Origin of the sequence: Gordonibacter sp. Marseille-P4307 (assembly GCF_900604965.1) — a bacterium.
Taxonomy (GTDB): Bacteria; Actinomycetota; Coriobacteriia; order Coriobacteriales; family Eggerthellaceae; genus Berryella.
Genome location: NZ_UWPD01000001.1, coordinates 992,505 through 1,017,001 on the forward strand (window position 1 = coordinate 992,505; position 24,497 = coordinate 1,017,001).

Annotated in this window: 19 protein-coding genes; 18 read left to right on the top strand and 1 reads right to left on the bottom strand. The window is 61.4% G+C overall.

Going from position 1 to position 24,497, the window contains the following annotated elements; all coding sequences use genetic code 11:
• Positions 1–79 precede the first annotated feature (79 nt).
• Positions 80–2,044 carry an asparagine synthase (glutamine-hydrolyzing) gene (asnB, locus tag EIH26_RS04400; protein ID WP_124061065.1) on the top strand — a complete coding sequence of 655 codons (1,965 nt, stop codon included), beginning with the start codon at positions 80–82 and terminating at the stop codon, positions 2,042–2,044.
• A 348-nt stretch (positions 2,045–2,392) separates the two neighbouring features.
• On the opposite strand, the gene EIH26_RS04405 is transcribed toward asnB, so the two are convergent.
• On the bottom strand, positions 2,393–3,874 hold the full coding sequence (locus EIH26_RS04405) for a DUF1846 domain-containing protein (RefSeq protein ID WP_124061066.1): 1,482 nt from the start codon (positions 3,872–3,874) through the stop codon (positions 2,393–2,395).
• Between the two features lie 334 nt (positions 3,875–4,208).
• Between EIH26_RS04405 and EIH26_RS04410 the strand changes: the two genes are divergently transcribed.
• The 17 genes from EIH26_RS04410 to EIH26_RS04490 all read left to right on the top strand — a co-directional run bounded on the left by EIH26_RS04410 (position 4,209) and on the right by EIH26_RS04490 (position 24,494).
• Entirely contained in the window at positions 4,209–5,810 is a 1,602-nt protein-coding gene (locus EIH26_RS04410) for a CTP synthase (protein WP_124061067.1), read from the top strand.
• A gap of 18 nt (positions 5,811–5,828) precedes the next feature.
• Entirely contained in the window at positions 5,829–6,737 is a 909-nt protein-coding gene (locus EIH26_RS04415; RefSeq protein WP_124061068.1) for a site-specific tyrosine recombinase, read from the top strand.
• 407 nt (positions 6,738–7,144) lie between these two features.
• On the top strand, positions 7,145–7,597 hold the full coding sequence (locus EIH26_RS04420; protein ID WP_124061069.1) for a division/cell wall cluster transcriptional repressor MraZ: 453 nt from the start codon (positions 7,145–7,147) through the stop codon (positions 7,595–7,597).
• 9 nt (positions 7,598–7,606) lie between these two features.
• Positions 7,607–8,563, top strand: a complete 957-nt coding sequence (gene rsmH / locus EIH26_RS04425) for a 16S rRNA (cytosine(1402)-N(4))-methyltransferase RsmH (protein ID WP_124061070.1) — start codon at positions 7,607–7,609, stop codon at positions 8,561–8,563.
• A gap of 78 nt (positions 8,564–8,641) precedes the next feature.
• Positions 8,642–9,106 carry a cell division protein FtsL gene (locus tag EIH26_RS04430; RefSeq protein WP_124061071.1) on the top strand — a complete coding sequence of 155 codons (465 nt, stop codon included), beginning with the start codon at positions 8,642–8,644 and terminating at the stop codon, positions 9,104–9,106.
• Positions 9,107–9,109: 3 nt separating this feature from the next.
• Positions 9,110–10,876 carry a penicillin-binding protein 2 gene (locus tag EIH26_RS04435; protein WP_124061072.1) on the top strand — a complete coding sequence of 589 codons (1,767 nt, stop codon included), beginning with the start codon at positions 9,110–9,112 and terminating at the stop codon, positions 10,874–10,876.
• Between the two features lie 14 nt (positions 10,877–10,890).
• Positions 10,891–12,387 carry a UDP-N-acetylmuramoyl-L-alanyl-D-glutamate--2,6-diaminopimelate ligase gene (locus tag EIH26_RS04440; protein WP_124061073.1) on the top strand — a complete coding sequence of 499 codons (1,497 nt, stop codon included), beginning with the start codon at positions 10,891–10,893 and terminating at the stop codon, positions 12,385–12,387.
• A 7-nt stretch (positions 12,388–12,394) separates the two neighbouring features.
• Positions 12,395–13,858 (top strand): UDP-N-acetylmuramoyl-tripeptide--D-alanyl-D-alanine ligase, encoded by a 1,464-nt coding sequence (gene murF, locus EIH26_RS04445; protein WP_124061074.1) that lies wholly within the window; start codon positions 12,395–12,397, stop codon positions 13,856–13,858.
• A 1-nt stretch (position 13,859) separates the two neighbouring features.
• The gene (gene mraY, locus EIH26_RS04450) at positions 13,860–14,906 is read left to right on the top strand and encodes a phospho-N-acetylmuramoyl-pentapeptide-transferase (protein WP_124061075.1); all 1,047 of its coding nucleotides are present in this window, start codon (positions 13,860–13,862) and stop codon (positions 14,904–14,906) included.
• Between the two features lie 3 nt (positions 14,907–14,909).
• On the top strand, positions 14,910–16,421 hold the full coding sequence (gene murD / locus EIH26_RS04455; protein ID WP_124061076.1) for a UDP-N-acetylmuramoyl-L-alanine--D-glutamate ligase: 1,512 nt from the start codon (positions 14,910–14,912) through the stop codon (positions 16,419–16,421).
• A gap of 12 nt (positions 16,422–16,433) precedes the next feature.
• Positions 16,434–17,807 (top strand): FtsW/RodA/SpoVE family cell cycle protein, encoded by a 1,374-nt coding sequence (locus EIH26_RS04460; RefSeq protein WP_124061077.1) that lies wholly within the window; start codon positions 16,434–16,436, stop codon positions 17,805–17,807.
• Positions 17,808–18,911, top strand: a complete 1,104-nt coding sequence (gene murG / locus EIH26_RS04465; protein WP_124061078.1) for an undecaprenyldiphospho-muramoylpentapeptide beta-N-acetylglucosaminyltransferase — start codon at positions 17,808–17,810, stop codon at positions 18,909–18,911. It begins immediately after the preceding gene.
• 116 nt (positions 18,912–19,027) lie between these two features.
• A complete protein-coding gene (murC, locus tag EIH26_RS04470; protein ID WP_124061079.1) occupies positions 19,028–20,443 on the top strand; it encodes a UDP-N-acetylmuramate--L-alanine ligase in 1,416 nt (471 codons plus the stop codon).
• Complete coding sequence (murB, locus tag EIH26_RS04475) at positions 20,443–21,366, top strand: UDP-N-acetylmuramate dehydrogenase (protein ID WP_124061080.1); 924 nt, start codon at positions 20,443–20,445, stop codon at positions 21,364–21,366. Before murC ends, murB begins: the two co-directional genes overlap by 1 nt.
• Complete coding sequence (locus EIH26_RS04480) at positions 21,320–22,327, top strand: cell division protein FtsQ/DivIB (protein WP_124061081.1); 1,008 nt, start codon at positions 21,320–21,322, stop codon at positions 22,325–22,327. The genes murB and EIH26_RS04480 overlap by 47 nt, the downstream gene beginning before the upstream one ends.
• A gap of 157 nt (positions 22,328–22,484) precedes the next feature.
• A complete protein-coding gene (ftsZ, locus tag EIH26_RS04485) occupies positions 22,485–23,624 on the top strand; it encodes a cell division protein FtsZ (protein ID WP_124061783.1) in 1,140 nt (379 codons plus the stop codon).
• Positions 23,625–23,633: 9 nt separating this feature from the next.
• Positions 23,634–24,494: a polyphenol oxidase family protein gene (locus tag EIH26_RS04490; RefSeq protein ID WP_124061082.1), complete on the top strand. Its 861-nt coding sequence runs from the start codon at positions 23,634–23,636 to the stop codon at positions 24,492–24,494.
• Positions 24,495–24,497 lie beyond the last annotated feature (3 nt).

Genomic DNA, 24,497 nt, shown 5'->3' on the forward strand with positions numbered 1-24,497 from the left:
GGAGATGCGCGAAACAACGTAAGCGCCTCAAAACGCCGGGTTTCGTGCCCGACTATCGCAAAGAGGAAGGTATATCCGCATGTGTGGATTCGTAGGCTTCACCGCAGTCGACTTCGACCAGCGGGTCAACCGCGACATCGTCAAGGACATGGCGGACCGCATCATTCATCGTGGTCCCGACGACGAGGGCTATTTCGTGAACGACGACATCGCGATGGGGTTCAGGCGCCTGTCGATCATCGATCTTGAAGGAAGCCGTCAGCCCATGCAGAACGCCGATGCTACGGTGACGGTTACCTTCAACGGCGAGATCTACAATTTCCAGGAGCTGCGCGCCGAGCTTCAGGATCTAGGTTATACCTTCGTCACCAATGGCGATACCGAAACCATCGTTCACGGCTACGAGGCGTGGGGCACCGATGTGTTCGAGCGGCTTCGCGGCATGTTCGCCATCGCCATCTGGGACGATGCTAAAAAGCGCTTGATCTGCGCGCGTGATATCTTCGGTATCAAGCCGTTTTACTATCAGCACGATGGCGGGCGGCTTATCTACGGATCCGAGATCAAGGCGTTTCTCGCGCACCCGAAGTTCCGCAAGGCCGTGAACCGGGCGATGCTGCCTCAGTACCTGTGCTTCGAGTACATGAACGATTCCCAAACCATGTTCGAGGGCGTTCACAAGCTTTTGCCCGGTCACTTTATGGTGTTCGAGCAGGGTCGTCTTGACATCGAGTGCTTCTATCGCATCACGTACAACATCGACGAGTCCAAGAGCCTTGACGAATGGGCCGATATCGTGCGCGACACGTTCGACGAGTCTGTGCGCGCCCACGAGATCGCCGATGTAGAAGTGGGCAGCTTCCTGTCCGGAGGCATCGACTCGTCGCTTGCCGCTTACGCGATGGGCCGGCATCACGCCGAGGGCGTCAAGACGTTTTCGGTGGGTTACGAGATCGGCTGCGAGGAGAAGCTGGCCGAGATTGCCGAACAGTCCGATTTCGAGATCAAGCTCGACGAGCTGGCCGACTCCAGCAGTTTCGCCGCGTGGGCGGGCTTGCCCAACTTCGAGACGCGCGTGTCGGCCAAAGAGTTCCTGGATATCGTTCCCACCGAGCAGTACCACATGGACGAGCCTTTGGGCGCACCGAGCGCGATCCCCCTGTATTTCGTGTCGCAGCTGGCGCGCAAACAGGTGAAGGTGGTGCAGTCTGGAGAGGGCGCCGACGAGCTGTTCGGCGGGTACTGGATCTACCACGATCAGTACGAGTTCTCGAAGTACCTGGCCGTCCCGCGTCCCTTGCGCGCCCTGGCTGGCGCGGTGGCCGAGAAGCTGCCCGCCTTCCACGGTCGACGCTTCCTCATGCGCGGTTCGGGCGGCCCCGAGAAATCGTATCAGCGCACGTCGATGAACTACATGTGGGACGAGATTCCCAGCGTTTTGAAGGGCTATGCCGGTCCGTGCAAACCGTGGGAATGGGCGCGTCCCCATTTCGAGGAAGCGGCCAAGCAGAACACCGACATAATCACGCAGACGCAGTACGTCGATATGGTGAGCTACATGCCCTTCGACATCTGCCTCAAGGCCGACAAGATGTCCATGGCGCATTCCATTGAGCTGCGCGTTCCCTTCCTTGACAAGAAGGTGCTCGACGTGGCGCTGCAGCTGCCCACCGCGTGTCGTGTGGACGATACGCATTCCAAATATGCTTTGCGCGTGGCTGCGAGCAAACTGGGTTTCCAGAAGAAGGTTGCCAACATGCCCAAGCAGCCCTTCATCACGCCTCTGACGGTGTGGCTGCAGACCGATTTGTTCTACAACCGCATCAAAGAGGCGTTCACGAGCGCTGCGGCGCACGAGTTCTTCAATGTGGACTACTTGATGCGGATGCTGGACGATCACAAAAGCGCCAGCTTCGCGACCACCGAAGGCCGCGGCAAGCTGAAGATGATGCGCATCTGGAACATCTACTGCTTCCTGTGTTGGTACGAGGTGTTCTTCGGTGCCTCGTCGGAGAAGTGGGCGCCTAAAACCCAGGTAGCATAGGGTTTACTTCGCTATAAGGATTCTTTCGATAACTCGCTCTCGTCTGGGAGGCCGGCTGTTGCCGGCCTTTCCTTGAGAAGGTGACCGTGATGCCTCAGACGGGGGACGGTGCCCTTGCGGTGTGTGCAGGAGCTTTCGTGATCCTGATCGTCTCTGCACTGCGTCGCACCCGCAGCGATTCGTAGCGACGACGACGCCCGAGCCAAGGTGCATCGGTCAAAGAGAATGCGCGGTTTAAGGTAACCTAAGCACGCCAACGGGCCCTCTCGATATCGAGAGGGCCCGTTTCGATTGACAAGACAGTCGATTTGCGGAACGGTTTCGCGCCCGTACTGCTCGGTTCGCTCTTTAGGCGTGGTAGTAGCGACCTTGTTCGAACTGGGGTTCACAGCATACGTTGATGCCCAGCGTGCGCAGCAGCTGCTCGTCTTCCTCGTGCAGGATGAACGAGAAGTGCGCATCGCATCCGCGCAGCTCTTTCAGATGCGAGATGGCCTTTTCGGCATCGGGCGAGTCGATGGAGCTGGTGGAAAGCGCAATCAGCATCTCGAGAGGATGCAGCTGGGGGGTGCGCTGGTTCAGCTGGTTCTCGCGCAGGCTGCAGATGGGTTCCAGAGCGCGATTCGAGATCACCCAGGTCTCATCGGCGATGCCCGCCTGCGCCTTCATCGCGTTGATCAGCACCGAGGCGGCCGCCCCCAAAAGCTCCGAGGACTTCCCGGTGATCACGCGCCCGTCATGCAGCTCGATTGCCCCGGCTGCGCGCTCGGTTTCGGCGGCGCGGGTCAGCGCGGCGGCGCGCGAGGGGATGAGGTCGATATCGATGTGCGCTTTCTTCATCAGAAGCTTGACCTTGGCCGCATCGACGGCTTCGGTCCCCATCCGGCGCGCGGTCTCGGCGGCCTTGAAATAACGGCGCACGATCTCGCGGTTGGCGGCCGCGCGCACGGTCTCGTCATCGACGATGGCCTTGCCCGCCATATTGACCCCCATGTCGGTAGGCGACTGGTAGGGGCTTTCGCCCTGAATGCCGTCGAGCATGGCTTTCAGCACGGGGAAGATCTCGATGTCGCGGTTGTAGTTCACGGTGGTTTGCCCGTAGGCCTCCAGATGGAACGGGTCGATGGCGTTCACATCGTCCAGATCGACCGTGGCGGCTTCGTAGGCGATGTTGACGGGATGATCCAGGGGAATATTCCAGATAGGGAAGGTCTCGAACTTCGCGTACCCGGCGGTGATGCCGCGACGATGCTCGTTGAACAGCTGGGAGAGGCAGGTGGCCATTTTGCCCGAACCCGGTCCGGGTGCGGTGACGACCACCAACGGCCGCGAGGTCTCGATGAAGTCGTTTTTCCCGTAACCCTCATCGCTTACGATGTGATCGATGTCGTAGGGGTAACCGGCGATGGGATAGTGCAGGTAAGTGCGCAGCCCCAGGGCGCTCAGGCGCTCGCGGAACTGGTCTGCGTTAGGCTGGTTGCGATACTGCGTGATGACGATGCTGCCCACGAAAAACCCTCGATCGTTGAATGCGTCTACCAGGCGCAGGACGTCCTCATCGTAGGTGATGCCCAAATCGCCCCTGATCTTGTTGCGTTCGATGTCGTTTGCGTTTATGGCGATCACGATTTCGGCTTCGTCAGCCAAAGCCTGGAGCATGCGCAGCTTGGTGTCGGGCTCGAAGCCGGGGAGCACGCGCGCGGCATGGTAGTCGTCGAACAGCTTGCCGCCGAATTCGAGGTAGAGCTTTCCGCCGAACTGATTGATGCGCTCCCTGATGTGGGCCGCTTGCAGCTCGATGTACTTCTCGTTATCGAATCCTTGTCGCATTCCATCCCTCCTGGTAAATAAGGTATTTCAGTAGTTTTCCGAAAACATCCGACGGCTTTCGGGCGGTTTTCGGCAATAGGGAACAGTATAGATCACCCGCGGTATCCCGCTTGGCGGGAAACGCGTCCGTCTATGGAAAACGACGAGGTTTGCCGAGCATCGCTCGCGTTGAAACACGTTGGAAATCTGGGCGTGTGCTCATTGCGAATTATCGGGCTACGGGGTGCGGGCTGTTAGAATCGAAAGACGTTTGCGAGGCCGTTTCGGCGTTGCAGGCGTTTTTTATTTTGAAGATGCAACCATTCAAACCGAGGGTTCGGGAGGCAGGAGCGCGATGGCAAAGTACATTTTCGTGACGGGGGGCGTGGTGTCGTCTTTGGGCAAGGGCATTACGGCGGCTTCCTTGGGGCATCTCCTCAAAGCGCGCGGATACAGGGTGACCATGCAGAAGATGGATCCGTATCTGAACGTCGATCCCGGAACGATGTCGCCGTTTCAGCACGGCGAGGTGTTCGTGACTGAGGACGGCCATGAGGGCGATCTCGATCTGGGCCATTACGAGCGCTTCATCGACGAGAACCTTTCGCGCGCGTCGAACTTCACCCAGGGCTCGATCTACCAGACGCTTATCGCCCGCGAGCGCCGAGGAGATTTTTTGGGTGGAACGATGCAGGTCATCCCTCATGTAACCGACGCTATCAAGCAGCGCATCCGCCAGGCGGCCGAACAGTCCGGCGCCGACTTCGTGATCTCGGAGATCGGCGGCACGATCGGAGACATCGAAAGCCAACCGTTCATCGAAGCCGCGCGCCAGTTCAAAAAAGAGCTTCCCTCAGGAGACGCGGTATTCGTCCATGTGACGCTCGTTCCCTACATCGCCGCCGCTCACGAATTGAAAACCAAGCCCACCCAGCATTCGGTGAAAGAGATGCGCTCTTTGGGCGTGCAGCCCGACTTCATCGTGTGCCGTTCGGATCGCGAGGTCGATGCCGCCGTGCGCGAGAAAATCGCGCTGTTCTGCGACGTCGATGCCGACGCGGTATTCGGTTGCGAAGATTCCCCCTCGATCTACGAGGTTCCCTTCAAACTGTTCGAACAGGGCTTCGACGTCAAGGTGTGCAAGCGGATGGGTATCGAGGCGCGCGAGATCGATCTGAGTCCGCTTTCCAGGTTCGTGAAAGCGGCGCGCGCATGCGAGGGGTCGTGCGAGATCGCGGTGGTGGGCAAGTACGTGAGTTTGCCCGACGCCTATCTGTCGGTTACCGAGGCGCTGCACCATGCCGGGGTTGCGCTGGGGGTGAACGTACGCGCCCATCTGATCGACGGGGGCGAGTTGTCAGACGGCAACGCTGCGGAGCTTCTGGGGTCGATGGACGGCATTTTGGTTCCAGGCGGATTCGGACAGCGGGCCTTCGAGGGCAAGATCGCCGCCGCCCGCTATGCGCGCGAGAGCGGGACGCCCTATTTCGGTATCTGCCTCGGCCTTCAGGCGGCGGTATGCGAATTTGCCCGCAACGTCGCGCGTTTGCAGGGAGCATCTTCGGCCGAGTTCGACCAAGATCTGGCGCATCCCGTGATCGACCTCATGCCCGAGCAGGAAGGCGTCGAAGAGAAGGGCGGCACGATGCGCCTCGGATCGTATCCGTGCAAGGTGGATCCGAACAGCAGGGCCTTCGAAGCGTACGGGGAAGAGACGATTCACGAGCGCCATCGTCATCGCTTCGAGGTGAGCAACACCTATCGCGACCAGCTGGTTGACGCCGGGCTGTCCATTTCGGGCACATCACCCAGCGGTCGGTTGGTCGAGATGGTGGAAATCCCCGATCATCCGTGGTACGTTGCCAGCCAGGCGCATCCAGAGTTCAAAAGTCGTCCGACGCGCCCGCATCCGCTGTTCATCGGTTTCGTGAAAGCGGCTTGCGCGAAACGCGGTTAACCGGGGAAGGGAAGAGTCGTGGCGTTTGAATCGGCCCGCAGCGAGTACCTGGCGTACCTGCGCGTCGAGCGAGGAGCGTCTTCCCTCACCGTGCGCGCATACGAGTCCGACCTGGCGGACTATGCGCGGTTTCTCGTTCATCGGGGGACGCTCGAGCTCTCGTCGGTGAAACGGGGCGACATCGTTGGCTACGAAACGCATCTTCTCGACCAGGGTTACGCGGTTTCCAGCATCGATCGGCATCTTTCGGTTGTCAAAGGCTTCCATCGCTTTCTGGTGCGCGAAGGCAGGCTCGAGTCGAACCCCGCTTCGACGGTGAAGCTGCCCAAGCCTCCCGCACGATTGCCGGATGTCGTATCTATCGAGCGTATTGCGTCCATGCTCGATTTCATGGGGGGATCCGACGCGGCCTCGTTGCGCAACCGGGCGCTTCTCGAAGTTCTGTACGGATGCGGTTTGCGCGTGAGCGAGGCGGTGGGACTCGACCTCGACCGGATCGGCTTTGACGAGGGGTTCGTGCGAATCGTGGGCAAAGGCGGCAAAGAGCGGGTCGCGCCCCTGTCGGGGTGCGCCGCCCTGGCGCTTTCAAGCTATCTCGAGCAGGGTCGTTCGCAGCTGATGAAACCCTCGTCATCGTCTGCCTCGGCAGTGTTTCTGAATGCGCGCGGGTCGCGTCTGTCTCGGCAGAGCGCTCACAGAATCGTTTCGGACGCGGGGGCTCTGGTGGGTATCGAGAACCTCCATCCCCACACTTTGCGTCATTCGTTTGCGACCCATATGCTGGAAGGCGGTGCCGATCTGCGGGTTATTCAGGAGATTCTGGGCCATGCGGACATCTCCACCACGCAGATCTACACGCATGTGAACAGATCCCACATCAGGGAGGAATACCTTGCCGCCCACCCGCGTGCCCGCGCGTCATCGTAGAACCGCAGCGGCGCAGGTTGTTCGGTTCGATCCCCCCGTTTGCGCTCGAGGGTAGCTCAGAAGCGCCTTCGCGCGAAGCGTATGGCGAAATTGTGGCTGCATTCGGTCGGCATCGAGTCATGTTCGCGGGTCTGCGCGCCGCTCCCACTTTCTCCCACCGCTTCGATCGAAGGTCCATTCGTTTCTTCTGCACTCATATGTTGTGCTCTATTTACAGCAACAACACCATATGGTGGGTATCTCTGATGTTATAACGTGCATCGTTCGGTCTCGTTGCCGTCCGAGCTAATCATGAACGCTTTTTCTATCAGCGATCATTTCCTCAAACTGCATGATTATGTTGAGAAGTGGGGCAAAGTGGGGTAGTATGTGACACGTCGGCAGCAACAAGTGGAACGGAGCGGGAGATGGTGGAAGAGGTGGCAGACGTCGTTGATCTGAACGGCGAATATCGCTTCAAAGCCGACTCCAAGGGCCGCGTGTCTTTGCCCGCCAAGTTTCGCAAGGTGCTGTCGAGCGATCTCGTGGTAACCAAAAGCCTCGACGACCAGTGCATCTATGCCTTCGAGGTTCCGGCCTTCAACAGCTGGGTGGCTCAGCTGTTCGAGGATCGGTTCGGTGGTTATTCGGCTTCCAACCGGGAGCATAGCCGCTTGAGGACCGCCCTCAAGGCCCGGGCCTTCGACGTTCAGGTCGATAACGCCGGCCGCATCATGATCCCCGCGGATCAACGTGTAACGGCGGGCATCGACAAGGACGTGGTCATCGTCGGCAACACCGGTTACTTCGAGATTTGGGACGCCGAGCGCTACGACGCCATGAATTCCGAGATTGATCTCGGCGTTCTGTTCAGCTCGTAGGGTGAGGCGATGACAAGCGAATATCGGCATATCCCGGTCATGCTCGCCGAGTGCCTCGAGCACTTGAAACTCGAACCGCAGCACACGTTCGTGGACGCAACGCTCGGCGGGGCTGGCCATTCTTTCGAAGCTGCTCGGCGCTTAGGCTCTGAGGGCACGCTCATCGGTATCGATCAGGACGAAGTCGCCCTCGCGGCGGCCCGCCTCAAACTCGAAACGATACCGGAGGATCATCGTCCTCGTCTCGAGCTTCTGCGCGGCAACTTCGGCAACATGGATGAATTGCTCGTTTCAGCCGAGGTTCCGGGAATCGACGCGGTCTTGTTCGACCTCGGGGTTTCCTCGGTGCAGATCGACACACCGTCTCGCGGCTTCTCCTTTAAGGAAGACGGCCCCCTTGATATGCGGATGGATCCGGGTAAACAAACCCTAACCGCAGAAGAGATCGTCAACACTTACAACGCATCTGATCTCACTCGGATCATCCGTGCCTATTCGGACGAGAGGTGGGCGAGCCGTATCGCGGACTTCATCGTGAAACGCCGCGAAAGCGCGCCCCTTTCCACCAGTGCGGAGTTGGTCGAGGTTGTGAAAGCGGCCATACCGGCTTCGGCTCGTCGCGCGGGGGGACATCCCGCGAAGCGGACGTTTCAGGCTCTTCGGATCGAAGTCAACTCGGAGCTCACCGTGCTGAAGTCCGGTTTGGACGCAGCGGTGCGCTGGCTGAATCCCGGAGGGCGGATCGTCGTGATTTCGTATCACTCGCTGGAAGACCGCATCGTCAAAGAGACGTTCAATTCGTTTTCCCATCGCTGCACGTGCCCTCCGGATCTTCCGGTGTGCGTGTGCGGGAAACAGCCGATACTCGATATCGTCACCCGCAAGCCCGTCCTTCCTTCCGCAGAAGAGGTCGAGCGCAACGCACGGGCACGCAGTGCCAAGGTGCGCGTGGCAACCAAGCTTTAGCCGTCTTCGGAAACGAAGGCGGCCGACACCGCAAACGAGAACTAAACGAACCGAAAACGAACCAGAGGGCAAACGTACATGGCTAGCGCGCAGACCGCATATCGTCTCAACGACTTCGAATACGCGCCCCAGCGTGCGCTGCGCCCCGACGTGCACGTCGTTGCCGGGACGCGCACGGATGCCGGCTCGCTTTCCCCTTCCGTCTTCCTCGCTGCGAAGGTGATCGCGGTTGTGATGGTTGCGTTTGCCCTGATCGCAATGGCTCGCATCTGCCTTCAGTCGGCCGCCGTTTCCAGCGCGGTCGAAGGCCAGCAGCTATCTTCGCAGATCAAGGATGCACGTTCGTACGGCAACGACCTGGAGATCACCCAAACCTCCCTCACCAACAACTCGACGCTCAGATCGGTCGCCGCCGGTATGGGCATGGAGGCTCCCGAAAGCGCGTCTTCGATCGTGCTGGAAAAAGACGTGGTGGCCACCGACGAGGCCGGCAACCTCTCCCTTTCCCGAAGCGTGCGCAACTCCGTGGATGTTCGAGGGTAGATCATGGCGCGCAAACCAACCCGATCAGGGCAGGAAAGCGAAACGGTTTCCGACAGGTCCCCCCAGGGGGGCCGTCTTGTTGTTCGGGGTTCGTCGCGCACCTACTGGGCCATCGTCCCGTTCCTCATCGTAGCTGCGGTGTTGTTCCTGCGGCTGTTCTACCTCGATGTGATCGTGGCCGACGAGTACTCCAAGCAGGCTCAGGAGGCGCGCACGTCGAAGATCGTCGTCGAGGCCCCGCGGGGCACCATCTATGATCGGAACCATAACGTGCTTGCCATCAGCGTCGATGCTACGACGATCTACGCGAATCCCTCCGAGGTCGAAGACGTTCAGGCGACGGCTGCCCAGCTGGCTACGGTGTTGGGGGGTCAGGCCGATGACTATGCTCCGAAGATGGGCAACCGCAATCTCAAGTTCTCCTATATCAAGCAGAAGGCCGACGTTCCGGTGGCCGACAAGGTGAGGGAGCTGGGGCTGAAAGGCATCTACTTCCTTGCCGATTCCAAGCGCTCGTATCCGTACGGCCAGGTGGGCGGGCAGTTGGTGGGCGCGTGCAACACCGAGGTGGACGAAGACACCAAAGAGGAGTACCTTACCGGCATTTCGGGTCTCGAGTATTACTACAACGACGCGCTGTCGGGAAAGCCGGGGTACTACGAGGCGGAATACGCTCAGAACGGCTCTCCTATTCCCGGGGCGGTTCATCAGTCGGTGGCCGCCGAGGAGGGTCAGGATATCGTCACGTCCATCGATATCGAGATGCAGCGCACGCTCGAACTGAAGCTCGCGCTGGGGCTGCATCAGGTCGGCACTGAATCCGGTACGTCGGTGATCATGGACGCAGGTACGGGGGAGATCTACGCTGCAGCGTCGTACCCGCTGTTCAATCCTGCGGATCGCTCTACGGTGGCCGAAGGCTCGATGCAGCTCAAGGCGGTTTCGCACCTCATCGAGCCGGGATCGGTGTTCAAAACCGCTACTGCTATGGCGCTTCTGGAGACCGGAACCATGAAACCCGACGACACGGTGTATGCGCCCGCCACCATCTCGGCTGACGGATACGTGATATCCGACGCTCACGAGCGAGGTGACACGGTGTACACCTTGCGCCAGGTCATGCAGTATTCATCGAACGTCGGCATCTCGCTTTCGGCCGAGAGGATGGGCTTCGACAAGCTGTACGATCACATCAAAAAGTACAATCTGAACTCTCCGTCGGGTGTGGACTATCCTGGCGAGCAGACGGGCTATCTGGTTGACTTCGCGAACTGGAGCCGCGTGGTGGGTTACAACGTCAGCTTCGGCCAGGGCGTCTCGCTTACCCCGTTGCAGATCACGCGATTCTACGGCGCTTTGGTCAACGACGGTGTGGAGTGCACGCCGCATTTTCTCATCGGCATGTCGAATGCCGAAGACATGCCCGATTGGGATAGTCGAAGGCAGCGGGTGATCGACGACACCGGCAAGATTGCCGATATGACGAGCATGCTGAAGACCGTCGTCACGGACGGAACAGGCAAGCGCGCCGCCATCGAGGGCTACAACGTGGCCGGCAAGACTTCGACCGCAGAGATCTACGACGAAGTGAACGGCGGGTACCTCAAGGGGATGTACAACCTGTGTTTTGCAGGCTATCTAGCCGACTCGTCCAGCCAGTTGGTATGTTTTGTGGGAGCTGACAACGTGCCTTCCGACAGCGCCGTTACCTTCATCTTTCACGATATAATGACCGAGGCTATCAATCGCTACAACATCGTATCCCAGTGAGGCGGCGCAACATCATGACCAAAACGTGTTCCCAGTTGTTCGATGGTTTCGAGCATACCGTTCTAGGAAACGCAGGCGAAGAGGTCGCGGGACTCGCCTACAGCAGCGGCGAGGTTCGGCCGGGAGATGCGTTTTTCTGCATCGTAGGCCTGAACGTGGACGGCCATTCGTTTGCGCAAGATGCCATCGATCACGGCGCTAAGGTCATCGTGTGCGAGCGCAAGGTGTATCTGGCCGATGCGACCGACGTCACCGAGATCATCGTATCGGACACCCGTAAGGCTATGGCGCATGCGGCGGCCCGATTCTACGACGATCCCTCGCGCAGCTTCTCGCTGGTGGGCATTACGGGAACCAACGGAAAGACCACGACCACCTATCTGGTCGAGCAGATCGCCAAGAGCGCGGGCAAGCGCACGGGCGTCATCGGCACGGTGGGGGTTCGCGTGGGCTCTGACAGCTTCAAGGCCCAGCGCACCACGCCCGAATCGTCCGACTTGCAAAAGACGTTCGCTCAGATGCGCGATGCGCGCGCCGACGTCGTGGCGATGGAGGTGAGCTCGCATGCGCTTGACTTGCTGCGCACCTGGGAGACGCGGTTCGCCGTCACGGCGTTCTCCAACCTCACCCAGGATCATCTGGACTACCATCACACATTCGAGGCTTATTTCGAGGCGAAGGCGCTTCTGTTCTCGAAAGATTACCCGGCAAAGCGCGTGGTGTGCATCGATGACAAATGGGGCAAAGAGCTCTTGCGCCGCTGCAACGCCAACGACGACAACGTGGTGTCTACGGGCTTCGATTCGTCGGCCCAGATCCATCCGGTCGAAGTGAGCTACGAGTCTACCTGCACCAAGCTTGCGCTTGACGTGCGCGGACAGCGGCTCGAGTTCACCTATCCGCTTGTGGGCAAGTTCAACGTGAGTAATGTGATGCTGGCGTTCGGCATCGCGCTTCAGCTGGGTATCCCGGCGGACAGCATCGCGCGCGCATTGGAAGACGCACCGCAGGTTCCGGGGCGCCTCGAGCGCGTCAGCGTTCCTTGCGACGGGGGCGTTTCGGTGTTCGTCGATTACGCGCATACCCCCGACGCGCTTGAGAAGGCCATGCGCTCCATCGCCGACATCACCGAAGGCCGCACCATCGTGGTGTTCGGCTGCGGCGGCAATCGCGATTCAGCGAAGCGCTCCATCATGGGCAAAGAGGCTCTGCAGGCCGATTTTGCCGTGGTGACGTCAGATAATCCGCGCAACGAGGATCCTTTGGCCATCATCGAGGATATCGTGCAGGGGATGGGATCGGATCCGTCCGCCTACGCGGTCGAACCCGACCGCCGCGCGGCCATCGCGCTGGCTATCGCGCAAGCGAGGCCGGGCGACTCCATTCTCGTGGCCGGGAAGGGCCACGAGGATTATCAGCTGGTGGGCGATCGGGTGCTTTCGTTCGACGATCGCGTTGTGGCCGCTGAAGAGTTGAAGCGCGCATTCGGTGCGGAACAGGGCGAGGCGTAAGAACGCCATGCGGTGCAGTATCGAGCGCATAGCAAGCGCAACCTCGGGGAGGTTCGTCGAGGGTTCGTCGCTGTCTGCTTCCGAAGTCTTCGGGATCACCTGGGACTCGCGCGCTGTCGCCGAGGGCTCGGTGTTCGTGGCCTTGGTGGGACGGCGCGTTGACGGGCACGACTTTCTTCCGCAGGCATTTGCAGACGGGGCGGCCTGCGCCCTGGTGACGAAAGCTCCCAGTGACGAGGCCCGCGTGGCGGCCCGTCGTGCGGGTGCGGCCATCGTCTTGGTCGACGATGCGCTTCGAGCCCTTTCGGATCTGGCCTCGTGGTGGCGCACCCAGCTGTCTGGTCTCGTGATCGGCATCACCGGATCGACGGGCAAGACCTCTACCAAGAACATGGTCGCCGCCGTCTGCGGAGCATGCGGCACGACCGTCGCCACGCAGGGCAATCAAAATAACGAACTGGGGGTTCCCAATACCCTGTTGTCCGCTAAGTCCGACACGCGCTTCGTCATCGTCGAGATGGGCATGCGCGGGCCGGGTCAGATAACCGAACTGTGCTCCATCGCGCGTCCCGATTGGGCGCTTGTCAGCAATGTGGGGGAAAGCCACATCGAGCTCCTCGGTTCGCGCGATGCCATCGCGCGCGCGAAGGCCGAGGTCTTCCAGGGTCTTTCCCAGGGCGCGCGCGCGTTTGTGAACGCGGCCGACGAATACGCCGATCGGCTGATCGAGGTCGGGGGTCACGAGATGCGCGGCGGCGAAACCGTTTTCTTCGACGGATCGATCGACGCTGCGGCGCGGCGTGCGCGCGTGCGCGCGGACGCTCCCTATGCGTGGGCCGAAAACATCTCGCTTGACGAATGCGGGTGCGCTCGTTTCGACCTGTGCGCGACGGGGTTCGCCCACGGCGGTCGCGTAGCGTGCACCTTGTCTGTCCCCGGGCTTCATAACGTGAGCAACGCCTGTTCGGCGGCGGCCGTCGGCCTCGCAGCCGGTATGACGCCGGCTGACGTTGCGCAGGCGCTATCCCGCGTCGAAGCCGAAAGCGGTCGTCAGGAGATGCTGCGGACATCCCAGGGCGCGCTTGTGGTCAACGATGCGTACAACGCCAACCCCGATTCGATGCGCTCATCGCTTGATATGTTTGCGGCCCTCGACGTCGAAGGCCGGCGCATCGCCGTTCTGGGAGACATGGGAGAGCTCGGGTCGTTCGCGGCCGAATGCCATCGGCGGGTTGGCGCGCATGCGGCGTCATGCGGGCTCGATCGGCTTGTCTGCGTGGGCACGCTCGCCCGTTTCATCGCCGAAGGGGCGCTCGATGCGGGCTTTCCCGAAGGGCGGGCGCTCTGTCTCGACTCGGTGGACGAGGCGTCGTCGCTTGTCGAGGGGCTTCTTTCGCCCTCCGACGCGGTTCTGATTAAGGCATCTCATTTCATGGATCTCGAGCGTATGGCTCGAAGATTGGCTGGCTAGCATGTTATCGGCTCTTTTCTCGCATTACCCTACGTTTCTCGTGTTCTTGGCGGTGTTCGTCTCCATGGTGCTCACCATGGTGCTCATGCCCCCTTGGATCCGTTTCCTGCAAGGTCGGAATATCGGTCAGCAGGTACGCGACGACGGCCCTCAAACTCATCTGATCAAACAGGGAACGCCTACCATGGGCGGCGTCGTCATGCTTGTCGCGGTAATCGTGACCATTTTGTTGGTGGGGTACCCGGCGGTCGAGACCTACGGGCTTTTGGTCGCCATCATCCTGACGGGATTTCTGGGGCTTTTCGACGATGCTTCGAAGGTTATGCACGAGCGTTCGCTGGGGTTGACGCCCAAGGCCAAGCTGGTGGGCCAGTTCGCGATCGCTACGGCGTTCACTCTTCTGGCCGTGAATCTTTTCGGCATCGCCCCGACGGTCGAGATTCCCTTCGTCGTCACCATCGATCTGGGCGTTTTGACCACGGTCCTTCCGATCGCGGGAGGGGTTTGCATTCCGTGGCTCTATGTGGTCTACGTCGGTATCTTGCTGGTGGGTCTGTGCAACGCGGTGAATCTCACCGACGGCCTCGACGGTTTGGCTTCGGGAACCGTCATGATCGTCATGATCGTCATGGCGGCCATCGCCTACCGCACCGATCTGCTCGAGCCCGCCATACTTGCAGCGGCCCTCGCGGGAGTTTGCGTCGGATTTCTATGGTTCAACTCGTTTCCGGCCGATATCTTCATGGGCGACACCGGTTCGCTTGCGCTGGGTATGGGCTTGGGATGCCTTGCGGTCGTCACCAAAACCGAATTCGTCGCCATCATCATCGGCGGGCTGTTTGTGGCAGAGGCTCTGTCGGTCATGCTCCAGGTAGCGTGGTTTAAGAAGACGCGCCGCCGCATCTTCCTCATGGCTCCTCTCCACCATCATTTCGAGAAGAAGGGATGGAGCGAGACGAAGGTGGTTATCCGCTTCTGGATCATCTCGGGCGTGTTCGCGGCCATCGGATTTTCGTTGTACTTTGCCGAATCGGTGATGGTGGGGTAGCGCATGGAAAAGGTCGAATTCATCGAGGGGCGCAAAAGCGCCCCCGTTCATCTGGGACGCATTTTGGTCTTGGGTTTGGGGAAGTCGGGAATGTCTGTCGTGCGCTACTGCGCCGGTCTTCTGGGCGAGCGCGTCGAGGGACTCTATGTCGCGGCGGGGAGAAAAACCGAGGCGTCGAATCGCTTTCTAGCCGAGGCGGGCATCGAGCCGTCGTGCGTTGCATACGGCGATGACGGCGTGTCCCGGTTGGTGGAGTCGAATTCAATCGAGCGCTTCGACCTTTGCATCGCCAGTCCGGGCATCCCGTACTTCGAGCGGCTCTACATGGAGGGTGCGGCCAGCAGCGTCGAACTTGTAAGCGAGGTCGAGTTCTCGTGGCGCGAGAGTCGGACCGAAAGCCGGTGGGTTGCGATCACGGGCACGAACGGCAAGACCACCACGACCGCATGCTGCGCCGAGCTTCTCTCCAAAGCCGGTCTGAGGGCGTCGGCCGTGGGGAACATCGGCACGGTGTGCCTCGATGCGGTGTCTGCCGACCAGACGGACGTGTACGTGGCCGAAGTCTCGTCGTATCAGCTTGCTTCGACGGTGCGCTTTGCGCCCAACGTCGCCGTTGTTCTGAACATCACGCCCGATCACCTTCACTGGCACCGCACCTTCGAGGCGTACCGCGATGCGAAGTTCAAGCTGCTCGACAACCTCGCCGCCTCGGCTGGCTCGGTGGCGGTGCTCGATGCCTCCAACGACGTGGTGCGGGAAAAGGTGCGCGCGCTTGCGGCCCGCTCCGACGCCGAACGTGGATTCTCCTACATTCCCCTGGGCACGTCGGAGGGTATGCGGGGCGATATGCGCGTTCGCTGCGGTTCGCGCAATGCCGCTTTCGTCGCCGAGGACGGCATGCTCACGGTCGTCTTCGGGGGGGAGGTGCCGATCTGTCGGGTTGACGAGCTGCTTGTCAAAGGCGAGCACAACGTGGGCAATGCGCTTGCGGCTGCCAGTGCGGCCGTGGCGCTGGGATGCGAAGGGCGGGCCGTCGGTGCAGCCTTGCGGTCGTTTCCCCCCCTTGAGCACCGCATCGAGCCGTGCGGAACGGTGGCGGGCGCTGTTTGCTACAACGATTCCAAGGCAACGAACGTCGATGCTGCGGTCAAAGCGGTCGCGTCGTTTGCCCCTGTGCGCCCCATCGTGCTTTTGGGCGGCGACGACAAGGGAACCGATCTTTCGGAGCTCGTGTCGGCCGTTCACGCCCATGCGCGCTGCGCGGTTCTGTTCGGCGATGCCGGAGAGCGGTTCGAGCGGGCGTTTGCCGAAGCGGCCGATAAGGCTCCGGCGCAGTTCGAAGCGAAGCGTGTTCGGGGGTTGGAGTCGGCGCTGGACGCGGCGCTTTGCGCGGCGGGCGAGGGCGATGTGATCCTCTTGTCGCCGGCCTGCGCTTCCTTCGACGAGTTCGCTTCGTTCGAAGAGCGCGGAAATGCGTTCAAAAAGATGGTGGCCGCGCGGGCTGCAGGGGCGTAAGGGCTGATAACCATGGCGCTTTTTAGCTCTCCCCACGATACATCCGCCCATATCGCGGGCCCTCGTCTGGCTATTCTCATGCTGACCCTCGCCCTGACCCTCGTCGGGTTGGTGATGGTGTACTCGGCTTCGGCCCCCTCGGCCATCAGCGAGCAGGCCTCTGCGGCATCGTATCTGAAAGACCAGCTGGTCTTTGCGGGGCTGGGCCTCGCCGCCGGTTTCGTGTTCTGGCGCTTCGTTCCCTACGAACTGTGGCGCTCGCCGCTGTTCTATGCGGTGTGGGGCGCTGCCGTGCTGATGCTGGTCGCGGTGGCGGTTTCGGGAACGGTCAGCCTGGGGGCCAAGCGCTGGCTCTATATCGGATCCCACAGCATCCAGCCTTCCGAGTTCGTTAAATTCGTCCTGGTCATCGGCATGGCACGTCTGCTGAGCCGCCTGCGTTCAGGCGATATCGGCATGAGGGATTTCGCGATCCGCCTTGCCCTGGGCGTGATCGTTCCGCTGCTGTTCCTGTACAGAACCCAGTCTGACCTGGGAACCACCGCCATTATCGCCGCCGGTGTCATCGGGGTTCTGTGGTTGGGCGAGGTCCCGTGGAGGGTGATCGCGGCGATCGTGGTCGTTGCGGCTCTTCTGGTGATCGCGTCCATCGCTACAACGCAGTACCGCTCGGGCCGTATGCTGTACCTTGATCCGTGGAACGACGGAGAAGGAGGGCGCGGTGCGGGATATCAGATCATTCATTCGTACTACGCGTTCTCCCAAGGGGGTCTGTTCGGCTCGGGGCTGGGGAACTCGCGTGAGAAGTTCCTCTACCTTCCCGAATCGGAGACCGACTTCATCTTCGCGGTGATCGGAGAGGAATTCGGTCTGCTGGGGTGCCTGGTGGTTATCGGCTTGTTTCTGGGCCTGCTCTGGGCGGGCTTGCAGGTCGCGCGGCACGCTCCGGACGATTTCGCCTCCATGATCGCGGGCAGCCTTACCATGATGCTGGTGGCTCAGGCCTTTCTGAACATCGGATGCGTCATCGGGGTGTTTCCGACGACGGGAAAGCCGCTTCCGTTCATATCTTCGGGGGGGTCGTCTCTCGTCAGCTCGTTCATCATGGTGGGGATCATCCTGTCTATCTCGCGCGCATCGGGTGAAAGCGTGTATTTCAAGCGTCGCGATAATCTGCGCATTCTGAAAACGGGCGGTTCCGCTGAGTCTGCCGGTCCCCGCGAAACCGATCCGTCGCGGGTTTCGCCTGCGCGCTCGGCTGATCGGCCTGCCCGACCCGGCGGCCGCACCGCCCCTCCGTTGGCGCTTGGCGGCTTGGGCGCGCGCACGGATGCGAAGGGTCGTTTGCGGCGCTTGTCTGGATGGTCGGATCGAAGGGATCGTTAAATGCGCATCGTTTTATCGGGCGGCGGAACGGCGGGCCACATCAACCCCGCCCTTGCGCTTGCCGAAGCATTGAAGGAACGCGGGCACGAGGTCTTCTTTGCGGGAACCCCCCGTGGGATCGAAGCCCGCCTGGCAGTCGAGGCGGGTCTTGCCTACGAAGCGTTCGAGGCGAGCGGATTCGATCGGGCGCATCCCGTCTCGCTTCCCAAGGGCATGTCGCGCATAGCGCGCAGCACCAGGCGAGCCGTAACGTGGTTCGATCGGATCGAGCCCGACGCGGTAGCGGTGTTCGGCGGGTACGTGTGTATTCCCGTGGGCCGCGCTGCGCTCAAGGGCCACGTGCCCCTTATCGTTCACGAGCAGAACTCGGTGATGGGCCTGGCTAACCGCTATCTGGGTAAACGAGCCGACGCGGTCTGTCTGACGTATGGGCAGGCGGCCGCGGGCCTTAACGGCCGCGGCAGGGTCGTCGTGACGGGGAATCCCGTGCGCGCCTCGGTGCTGTCGGCGACGCGGGAAGAGGGCAGGGCGCTGCTCGGCATACCGACCGATGCGTTCGTTTTGCTGGTAACGGGGGGCAGCCTCGGAGCTCGGCACGTGAACGGAGCCGTGGCAGCGCTGAAGGATCGGCTGCTGTCGAACCCGTCTCTGCATGTGGTGCACGTTACCGGCCCCAAAGAGTTGGCTTCGGTTCAGAAGCGCCTTGCGCTCACTCCCGAACAGGTACAGCGCTGGCATTTGTTCGGCTATCAAAGCGAGATGGGCAAGTGCATGGCCGCCGCCGACGCGATCGTGTCGCGCGCGGGGGCGACTTCGCTTGCCGAGATAGCCGCCCGGGCCATTCCCGCCGTGCTCGTTCCGTTTCCCCATGCGACGGCCGATCACCAGACCATGAACGCCCGATCGTACGTGGAGGCGGGCTGCGCATTGCTCATCGCCGATGACGAGGTCGATGGCCCGAAGTTCGAATCGGCGGTGTGCCGCCTGGTTGAGGACGGATCGATGCGGGCGTCTATGACGGCGGCGGCTCGAAACCTGAACGCTGCGGATGCAGCCTCCCTTCTAGCCGACGAGGTGGAGCGCGCGGTCGAATCGCGGTCGTAAGAAGGAGGCCAAGCGGCGCAGATCATCGGCGCCTCGCCGCTTCTGGTTCGGGATTTGCCCGCTACCGCTATAATGACGGGGGATTTTCAACGGAACTCAGATGAGGAACCAGCAACATGGACGAAAAACGTATCGAATCGGTTCATTTCATAGGCATCGGCGGCGTCGGAATGAGCGGCATCGCTTTGGTCGCGCATAATCAGGGCATTCGCGTTACCGGATCGGATATCAAGGACAGTCGCTATACCAAGCAGCTGCGGGAGGCGGGCGTTACGGTGTTCATCGGCCATGCCGAAGAAAACGTTGCGTCTGGCGAGGGCGCCCCCGACGTGGTGGTGGTCAGCACCGCGGTGATGGATTCCAATCCCGAGCTCGTTGCGGCGCGCACTCGGGGCATCGAAGTATGGCATCGGGCCCGCATGCTCGCGTATCTGGGCGTGGGTCTTGAGACTCTGGCCGTTGCGGGAACGCACGGAAAGACCACCACGTCGTCTATGCTGGCCAGCGCGCTTGACGATATGGGGATCGACCCCACGTTTCTCATCGGCGGCATCGTCCGCGCCTACGGCACCAATGCGCACTCGGGATCGGGTCGTTTCTACGTAGTAGAGGCCGACGAGAGCGACAAATCGTTCACGTACCTGTCTCCCGCTGCGGTGCTGGTCACCAATATCGAGGCTGATCATCTCGACCACTATCGCGACCTCGACGAGATCAAAGAGAAGTTCGCCTCGTTCATCGGATCGGTTCCCGAAGAAGGGGGCATCGCGGTGGTGTGCGGAGACGACGCCGAACTGGTGCGTATCGCCCGGGCGTCGGGCCGCACTACGATCACGTATGGTTTTTCGGAATCCTGCGACGTGCGCATTGAGTCGTACGAACCTCGCGGAGTGGGCGGCTCGTATCGCCTCGCGTTTTCGGACGGCCGCGTTTTCGAAGGTTCCATTCCTCAGAATCCGGGGGCCCATAACGTGTCCAACGCGGTCGGCGTCGTTGCGCTTATCGACGCGCTCGGATACGATGCGGCCGCCGCGGTTTCGGCCCTCTCCGGTTTTCGCGGTGTCAAACGCCGTTTCGACCTGGTGGGAGAGGCGGCCGGCGTTACCGTAGTCGACGATTATGCGCATCATCCCACCGAGATCGCCGCGACGGTTCGCGCGGCGGCGCAGCTGGGATACGACAGGGTCCACGTTCTGTTCCAGCCGCACCGCTATTCGCGCATCGGGCTGTTCGCCGAGGTTCTCCGCGACGAGTTCGGCGCCGCGTTCGACGCGGCGGACACCGTGACGTTCATGGACGTGTACTCTGCCGGGGAATCTCCCGTTCCGGGCGTCAACGGCAAGGCGTTTCTCAACGTCGTGCTCGACAACCCCTCTCACCCCGAAGCGAGCTACGTGCCGCGCCGCATCGACACGGTCTCAGAGATGGTGGGCAAGGTTTCGCCCGGCGACCTGGTGATCACCATGGGCGCCGGCGATGTTACCGCGATCGGACCGCAGATCATCGAGGCCCTGAAAGCGCGTGAGGGCTAGTGGCGCGCCACGCGAGCGAGCTTCAGTCCCTGCTCGTCGACGGATCGTTCGACGGAGAGGTGTATCCCAACGAGCCTCTGGCTCGTCATACGACGTACCGGATCGGCGGGCCGGCGCGATTCTTCGTTCAGGTCGATTCGATCGGAGCGCTCGGTTCGCTGCTCGAGGTGTGCGAACGTAGCGGCGCAGCGTGGTACGTTGTGGGAAAGGGCAGCAACCTGCTCGTCGCCGACGAGGGCTTTTCCGGCGTGGTCATCACGCTGGGTCGCGACTTTCGCATGTTCAACTACGATGAGGATGCGCGGATTGTTTCAGCGGGCGGGGGTTGCTCGCTTTCGGCTTTGATTCGCGAGATGTTTCGCCGCTCTTTAGGGGGGCTTGAGTTCGCGGCGGGAACGCCGGGAACGGTCGGCGGCGCGTTGAGGATGAACGCCGGATCCCGACAGGAATGGATCGGGTCGCGCGTCAGAAGCGTCACGACCGTCCGCCCGTGCGAGGGGCTCAGACGCTACGGCGCCGATCAGCTGCTTTGGGACTATCGTCGCAGCAGCATCCCCGCTGACGAGGTCGTCGTCGAATGCGAACTTTCGGTAAAGCCCGTCGACCCCTTCTGCATTCGGGGTAAGATGGAGGCGTCCCTGTCTCGTCGGAGCAAGACTCAGCCGCTGTCGCTGCCTTCGTGCGGAAGCGTGTTTCGCAATCCCGATGGGGCATCGGCGGCGCAGCTCATCGAGTCGTGCGGCTTGAAGGGATGCCGTGTCGGAGGCGCGGAGGTATCCAGTGTTCACGCCAACTTCATCGTGAACGCCGACGGAGCGACCGCCTACGATGTAATTCGGCTTATCAAGCAGATCCAGACGAAGGTGCACGAAGTCCATGGCATCGATTTACAACCGGAAGTCAGATTCCTCGGTTTCGCGTAGGCCGCGCGGTTCCGCATCGTCTTCGCGCGATCGTTCGGATCCCTCCGATTACCGCGTGATACCCGGCGGCCGTTCGGGCCTGTCTTCCCGTGCGTCTCGTGCCGCTCGCCCGGCTCGGAGCGGCTACGACTCCGTGCGCGTCGGCGACGTGGCGCGCAACGAGCGGATGATGCGGGCTCAGGAGCGCTCGCGGGCCTTCGTTTTGCGCATCGGCGCGGTCGCCGCAGCCATCGCGGTGCTCATGGCCGCGTTCTTCGTGCTGCGGTCGTCAAGCGTCTTTTCCATCGATCAGGTAAGCGTCGTCGGCGTCGAACATCTTACCGCCGACGACATGGCCAAACTCGCAAACGTTCCGGCAGGTTCGACCCTGCTCGATGTGGATGCGGCGGCTATAGAGGCTCGCATCAGGCGCAACGCCTGGGTATCGGGGGTCTCCGTTTCCAGCAGGTTCCCCCATACGCTTGAGATTTCCGTTACCGAGCGCACCGTCTCGGCGGTTGTCGAAGTGCCTGCATCCGATGCGAAATCGGTCAAGCAGTGGGCGATCTCGTCCGACCACATCTGGCTTATGCCCATCCCCGAGAAGGGAAGCGCTGGCGCGAGCACTACCAGCTCGAAAGTGTACGAAGATGCCGATGCGGCCCTGCATATCACCGACGTCCCATTCGGAACCAAGGCCGAGATCGGCCAGAAGTGCACGGACAGCAACGTGTTGAATGCGCTCGATATTGTGGGGGGGATGACCACCGAGCTTGCGGGCAAAGTGAAGACGGTTTCGGCTGCCGGCGAGGAAGAAACCACGCTGATCTTGGACGACGGCATCGAGATCGCCTTCGGAAAAGCCGAGGGCATCCGCGATAAAGAGCGCGTCGTCCTCAAGATCATCGAAGAAAACCAAGGTAAGGTTTCCTACATCAACGTGCGCTCCGTCTCAAGCCCCACCTGGCGCGCTCTTTCGTAGCGTTTCCTCGTTTTCGTGTGTTCATGTGCGGTTTAACGAATGCGTGCTCGTTGCAAATGCATGATCATCGTGTAAAATTGACCAGCAACAAGGCGTCTTGCGGGATGTCGCACTAAGGAAACGCAGCTCAAAAGCAATTTTAGGTGTGGAGGATACAATGCCCAACAAGGTTGGCTCTGATAATCTGGCGGTCATCAAGGTCGTCGGCGTCGGCGGCGGTGGCACGAACGCCGTCAATCGTATGGTCGAAGCCGGTGTTCGCGGCGTTGAGTTCATCGCGGTGAATACCGATCACCAGGCGCTTCTGATGTCCGACGCCGATCGCACCATTCATATCGGCGAAGATCTCACCCGCGGACTGGGTGCGGGCGCGAATCCCGAGGTGGGTTGCCAGGCCGCCGAGGAAAGCCGCGAGGAGATCCGCGCCGCGCTGGCCGAGGCCGACATGGTCTTCGTCACGGCGGGCGAAGGCGGCGGCACCGGCACCGGCGCCGCTCCGGTCGTGGCCGAGATCGCCCGAGAGGAAATCGGCGCGCTTACCGTGGGTATCGTTACCAAGCCCTTCTCGTTCGAGGGCCGTACGCGCCGCAACCAGGCCGAGCAGGGCGTCGAGCTGCTCTCCCAGAAGGTCGACACCCTCATCGTCATCCCCAACGACCGCTTGCTCGAGGTGGTCGACAAGAAAACCAGCATGCTCGATGCGTTCCGCATCGCCGATGACACGCTGCGTCAGGGCATCCAGGGCGTTACCGACCTCATCACCATCCCCGGTCTCATCAACCTCGACTTCGCCGACATTCGCACCGTCATGAAGGATGCGGGGACGGCGATGATGGGCATCGGCATCGCGTCGGGCGAGAACCGCGCCCTCGAAGCTGCCACCCAGGCCACCAACTCCAACCTGCTCGAGGCCTCCATCGCCGGAGCTTCGCGCGTGCTGTTCTCCATCGCCGGCGGCCCCGACCTGACGCTCACCGAGGTCGACGCCGCAGCGCGCACCGTCGAGGCGTGCGCAGACGAGAACGCGAACATCATCTACGGTCAGATCGTCGACGAGAAGATGGGCGATACCATCCGCATCACCGTCATCGCCACCGGCTTCAAGGCGGCCGAGAGCCAGTCTGCCATCGATTTCGCCCGCAAGGACCTCTTCGCATCCACGTCGCAGGAGTCGGCGGCAAGCGCTTCGGTCTCTGCGTACTCTACGCCGGCGTCCCAGCGCGGAACTCAGGCAACGGGAGCAAGTCGCTTCGCCGACGAGGACTATATTCCCGATTTTCTCAAGCGTCAGCGTTAACCGATAAGCATGGAAGTTCCTTTATCGGATTTGCCTTCGCCAACGCTCGATGCGCGCCTTGGGCGCGCGCATCGCATCGATGCGCTCACCGATGACGCTCTGTACGGCGCCGTCGGTGTGCGCATTGCTTTTACCGGCCGCATGGGCGGCGTAAGTTCCGGACCGTACGCCTCCCTCAACCTGGGAACCCATGTTTCCGACGATCCGTCTGCGGTCGAAGAGAACCGCTCTCGCCTCGCTTCTGCTTTGGGAGCCGAGGCGGGTTCGCTGATCGTTCCCCATCAGGTTCACGGCGATCGCCTGGTGTGCATAGGCGATGGCGCGGCGCGTGATCTTGCGGCTGTGAGAGCCGATGTCGCGTCGGGGTGCGACGGGGTCGTGTGCACGGCGCATGGAGTTCCGGTCCTGCTGAATTTCGCCGACTGCCTTCCTCTCGTCTTGGTGTCGCCGACGGGAGCCTTCTGCGTTGTCCATGCCGGGTGGCGAGGAGCGCTTTCGGGTATCGCGGGTGCGGCGGCGCGTCGGCTGGCAGGTACCGACATCGCTCTTGAAGCGGTTCCCTCCGATAAGCGCTGCGCGCTTTTCAACGCCTATATCGGCCCCTACATTCATGCGGAGGCGTTCGAGACGTCCTCGGATGTGCGCGATGCGTTCGCGAGAAGGTTCGGAGCGGCCGTTGCGCCCGATGCGCGCCATGTTGATCTAGGGCGCGCGGTTGCGGTCGACCTTGTCCAGGCGGGCGTCGATCCTGCGCGCATCTGCGATGCGGATATCTGCACGTTTCAGCATTCCAGCAAGTATTTTTCCTACCGCCGTTCGGGCGGTATCTGCGGACGGCACGGTGCCGTCGCCTATCGGGAAGAAAGGTGATAG

Excerpts from the sequence above, each read along its gene's own strand:
- asnB (WP_124061065.1), top strand. The coding sequence starts at position 80 with ATGTGTGGATTCGTAGGCTTCACCGCAGTCGACTTCGACCAGCGGGTC.
- EIH26_RS04405 (WP_124061066.1), bottom strand. The coding sequence starts at position 3,874 with ATGCGACAAGGATTCGATAACGAGAAGTACATCGAGCTGCAAGCGGCC.
- EIH26_RS04410 (WP_124061067.1), top strand. The coding sequence starts at position 4,209 with ATGGCAAAGTACATTTTCGTGACGGGGGGCGTGGTGTCGTCTTTGGGC.
- EIH26_RS04420 (WP_124061069.1), top strand. The coding sequence starts at position 7,145 with ATGGTGGAAGAGGTGGCAGACGTCGTTGATCTGAACGGCGAATATCGC.
- rsmH (WP_124061070.1), top strand. The coding sequence starts at position 7,607 with ATGACAAGCGAATATCGGCATATCCCGGTCATGCTCGCCGAGTGCCTC.
- EIH26_RS04430 (WP_124061071.1), top strand. The coding sequence starts at position 8,642 with ATGGCTAGCGCGCAGACCGCATATCGTCTCAACGACTTCGAATACGCG.
- EIH26_RS04435 (WP_124061072.1), top strand. The coding sequence starts at position 9,110 with ATGGCGCGCAAACCAACCCGATCAGGGCAGGAAAGCGAAACGGTTTCC.
- EIH26_RS04440 (WP_124061073.1), top strand. The coding sequence starts at position 10,891 with ATGACCAAAACGTGTTCCCAGTTGTTCGATGGTTTCGAGCATACCGTT.
- murF (WP_124061074.1), top strand. The coding sequence starts at position 12,395 with ATGCGGTGCAGTATCGAGCGCATAGCAAGCGCAACCTCGGGGAGGTTC.
- mraY (WP_124061075.1), top strand. The coding sequence starts at position 13,860 with ATGTTATCGGCTCTTTTCTCGCATTACCCTACGTTTCTCGTGTTCTTG.
- murD (WP_124061076.1), top strand. The coding sequence starts at position 14,910 with ATGGAAAAGGTCGAATTCATCGAGGGGCGCAAAAGCGCCCCCGTTCAT.
- EIH26_RS04460 (WP_124061077.1), top strand. The coding sequence starts at position 16,434 with ATGGCGCTTTTTAGCTCTCCCCACGATACATCCGCCCATATCGCGGGC.
- murG (WP_124061078.1), top strand. The coding sequence starts at position 17,808 with ATGCGCATCGTTTTATCGGGCGGCGGAACGGCGGGCCACATCAACCCC.
- murC (WP_124061079.1), top strand. The coding sequence starts at position 19,028 with ATGGACGAAAAACGTATCGAATCGGTTCATTTCATAGGCATCGGCGGC.
- EIH26_RS04480 (WP_124061081.1), top strand. The coding sequence starts at position 21,320 with ATGGCATCGATTTACAACCGGAAGTCAGATTCCTCGGTTTCGCGTAGG.
- ftsZ (WP_124061783.1), top strand. The coding sequence starts at position 22,485 with ATGCCCAACAAGGTTGGCTCTGATAATCTGGCGGTCATCAAGGTCGTC.
- EIH26_RS04490 (WP_124061082.1), top strand. The coding sequence starts at position 23,634 with ATGGAAGTTCCTTTATCGGATTTGCCTTCGCCAACGCTCGATGCGCGC.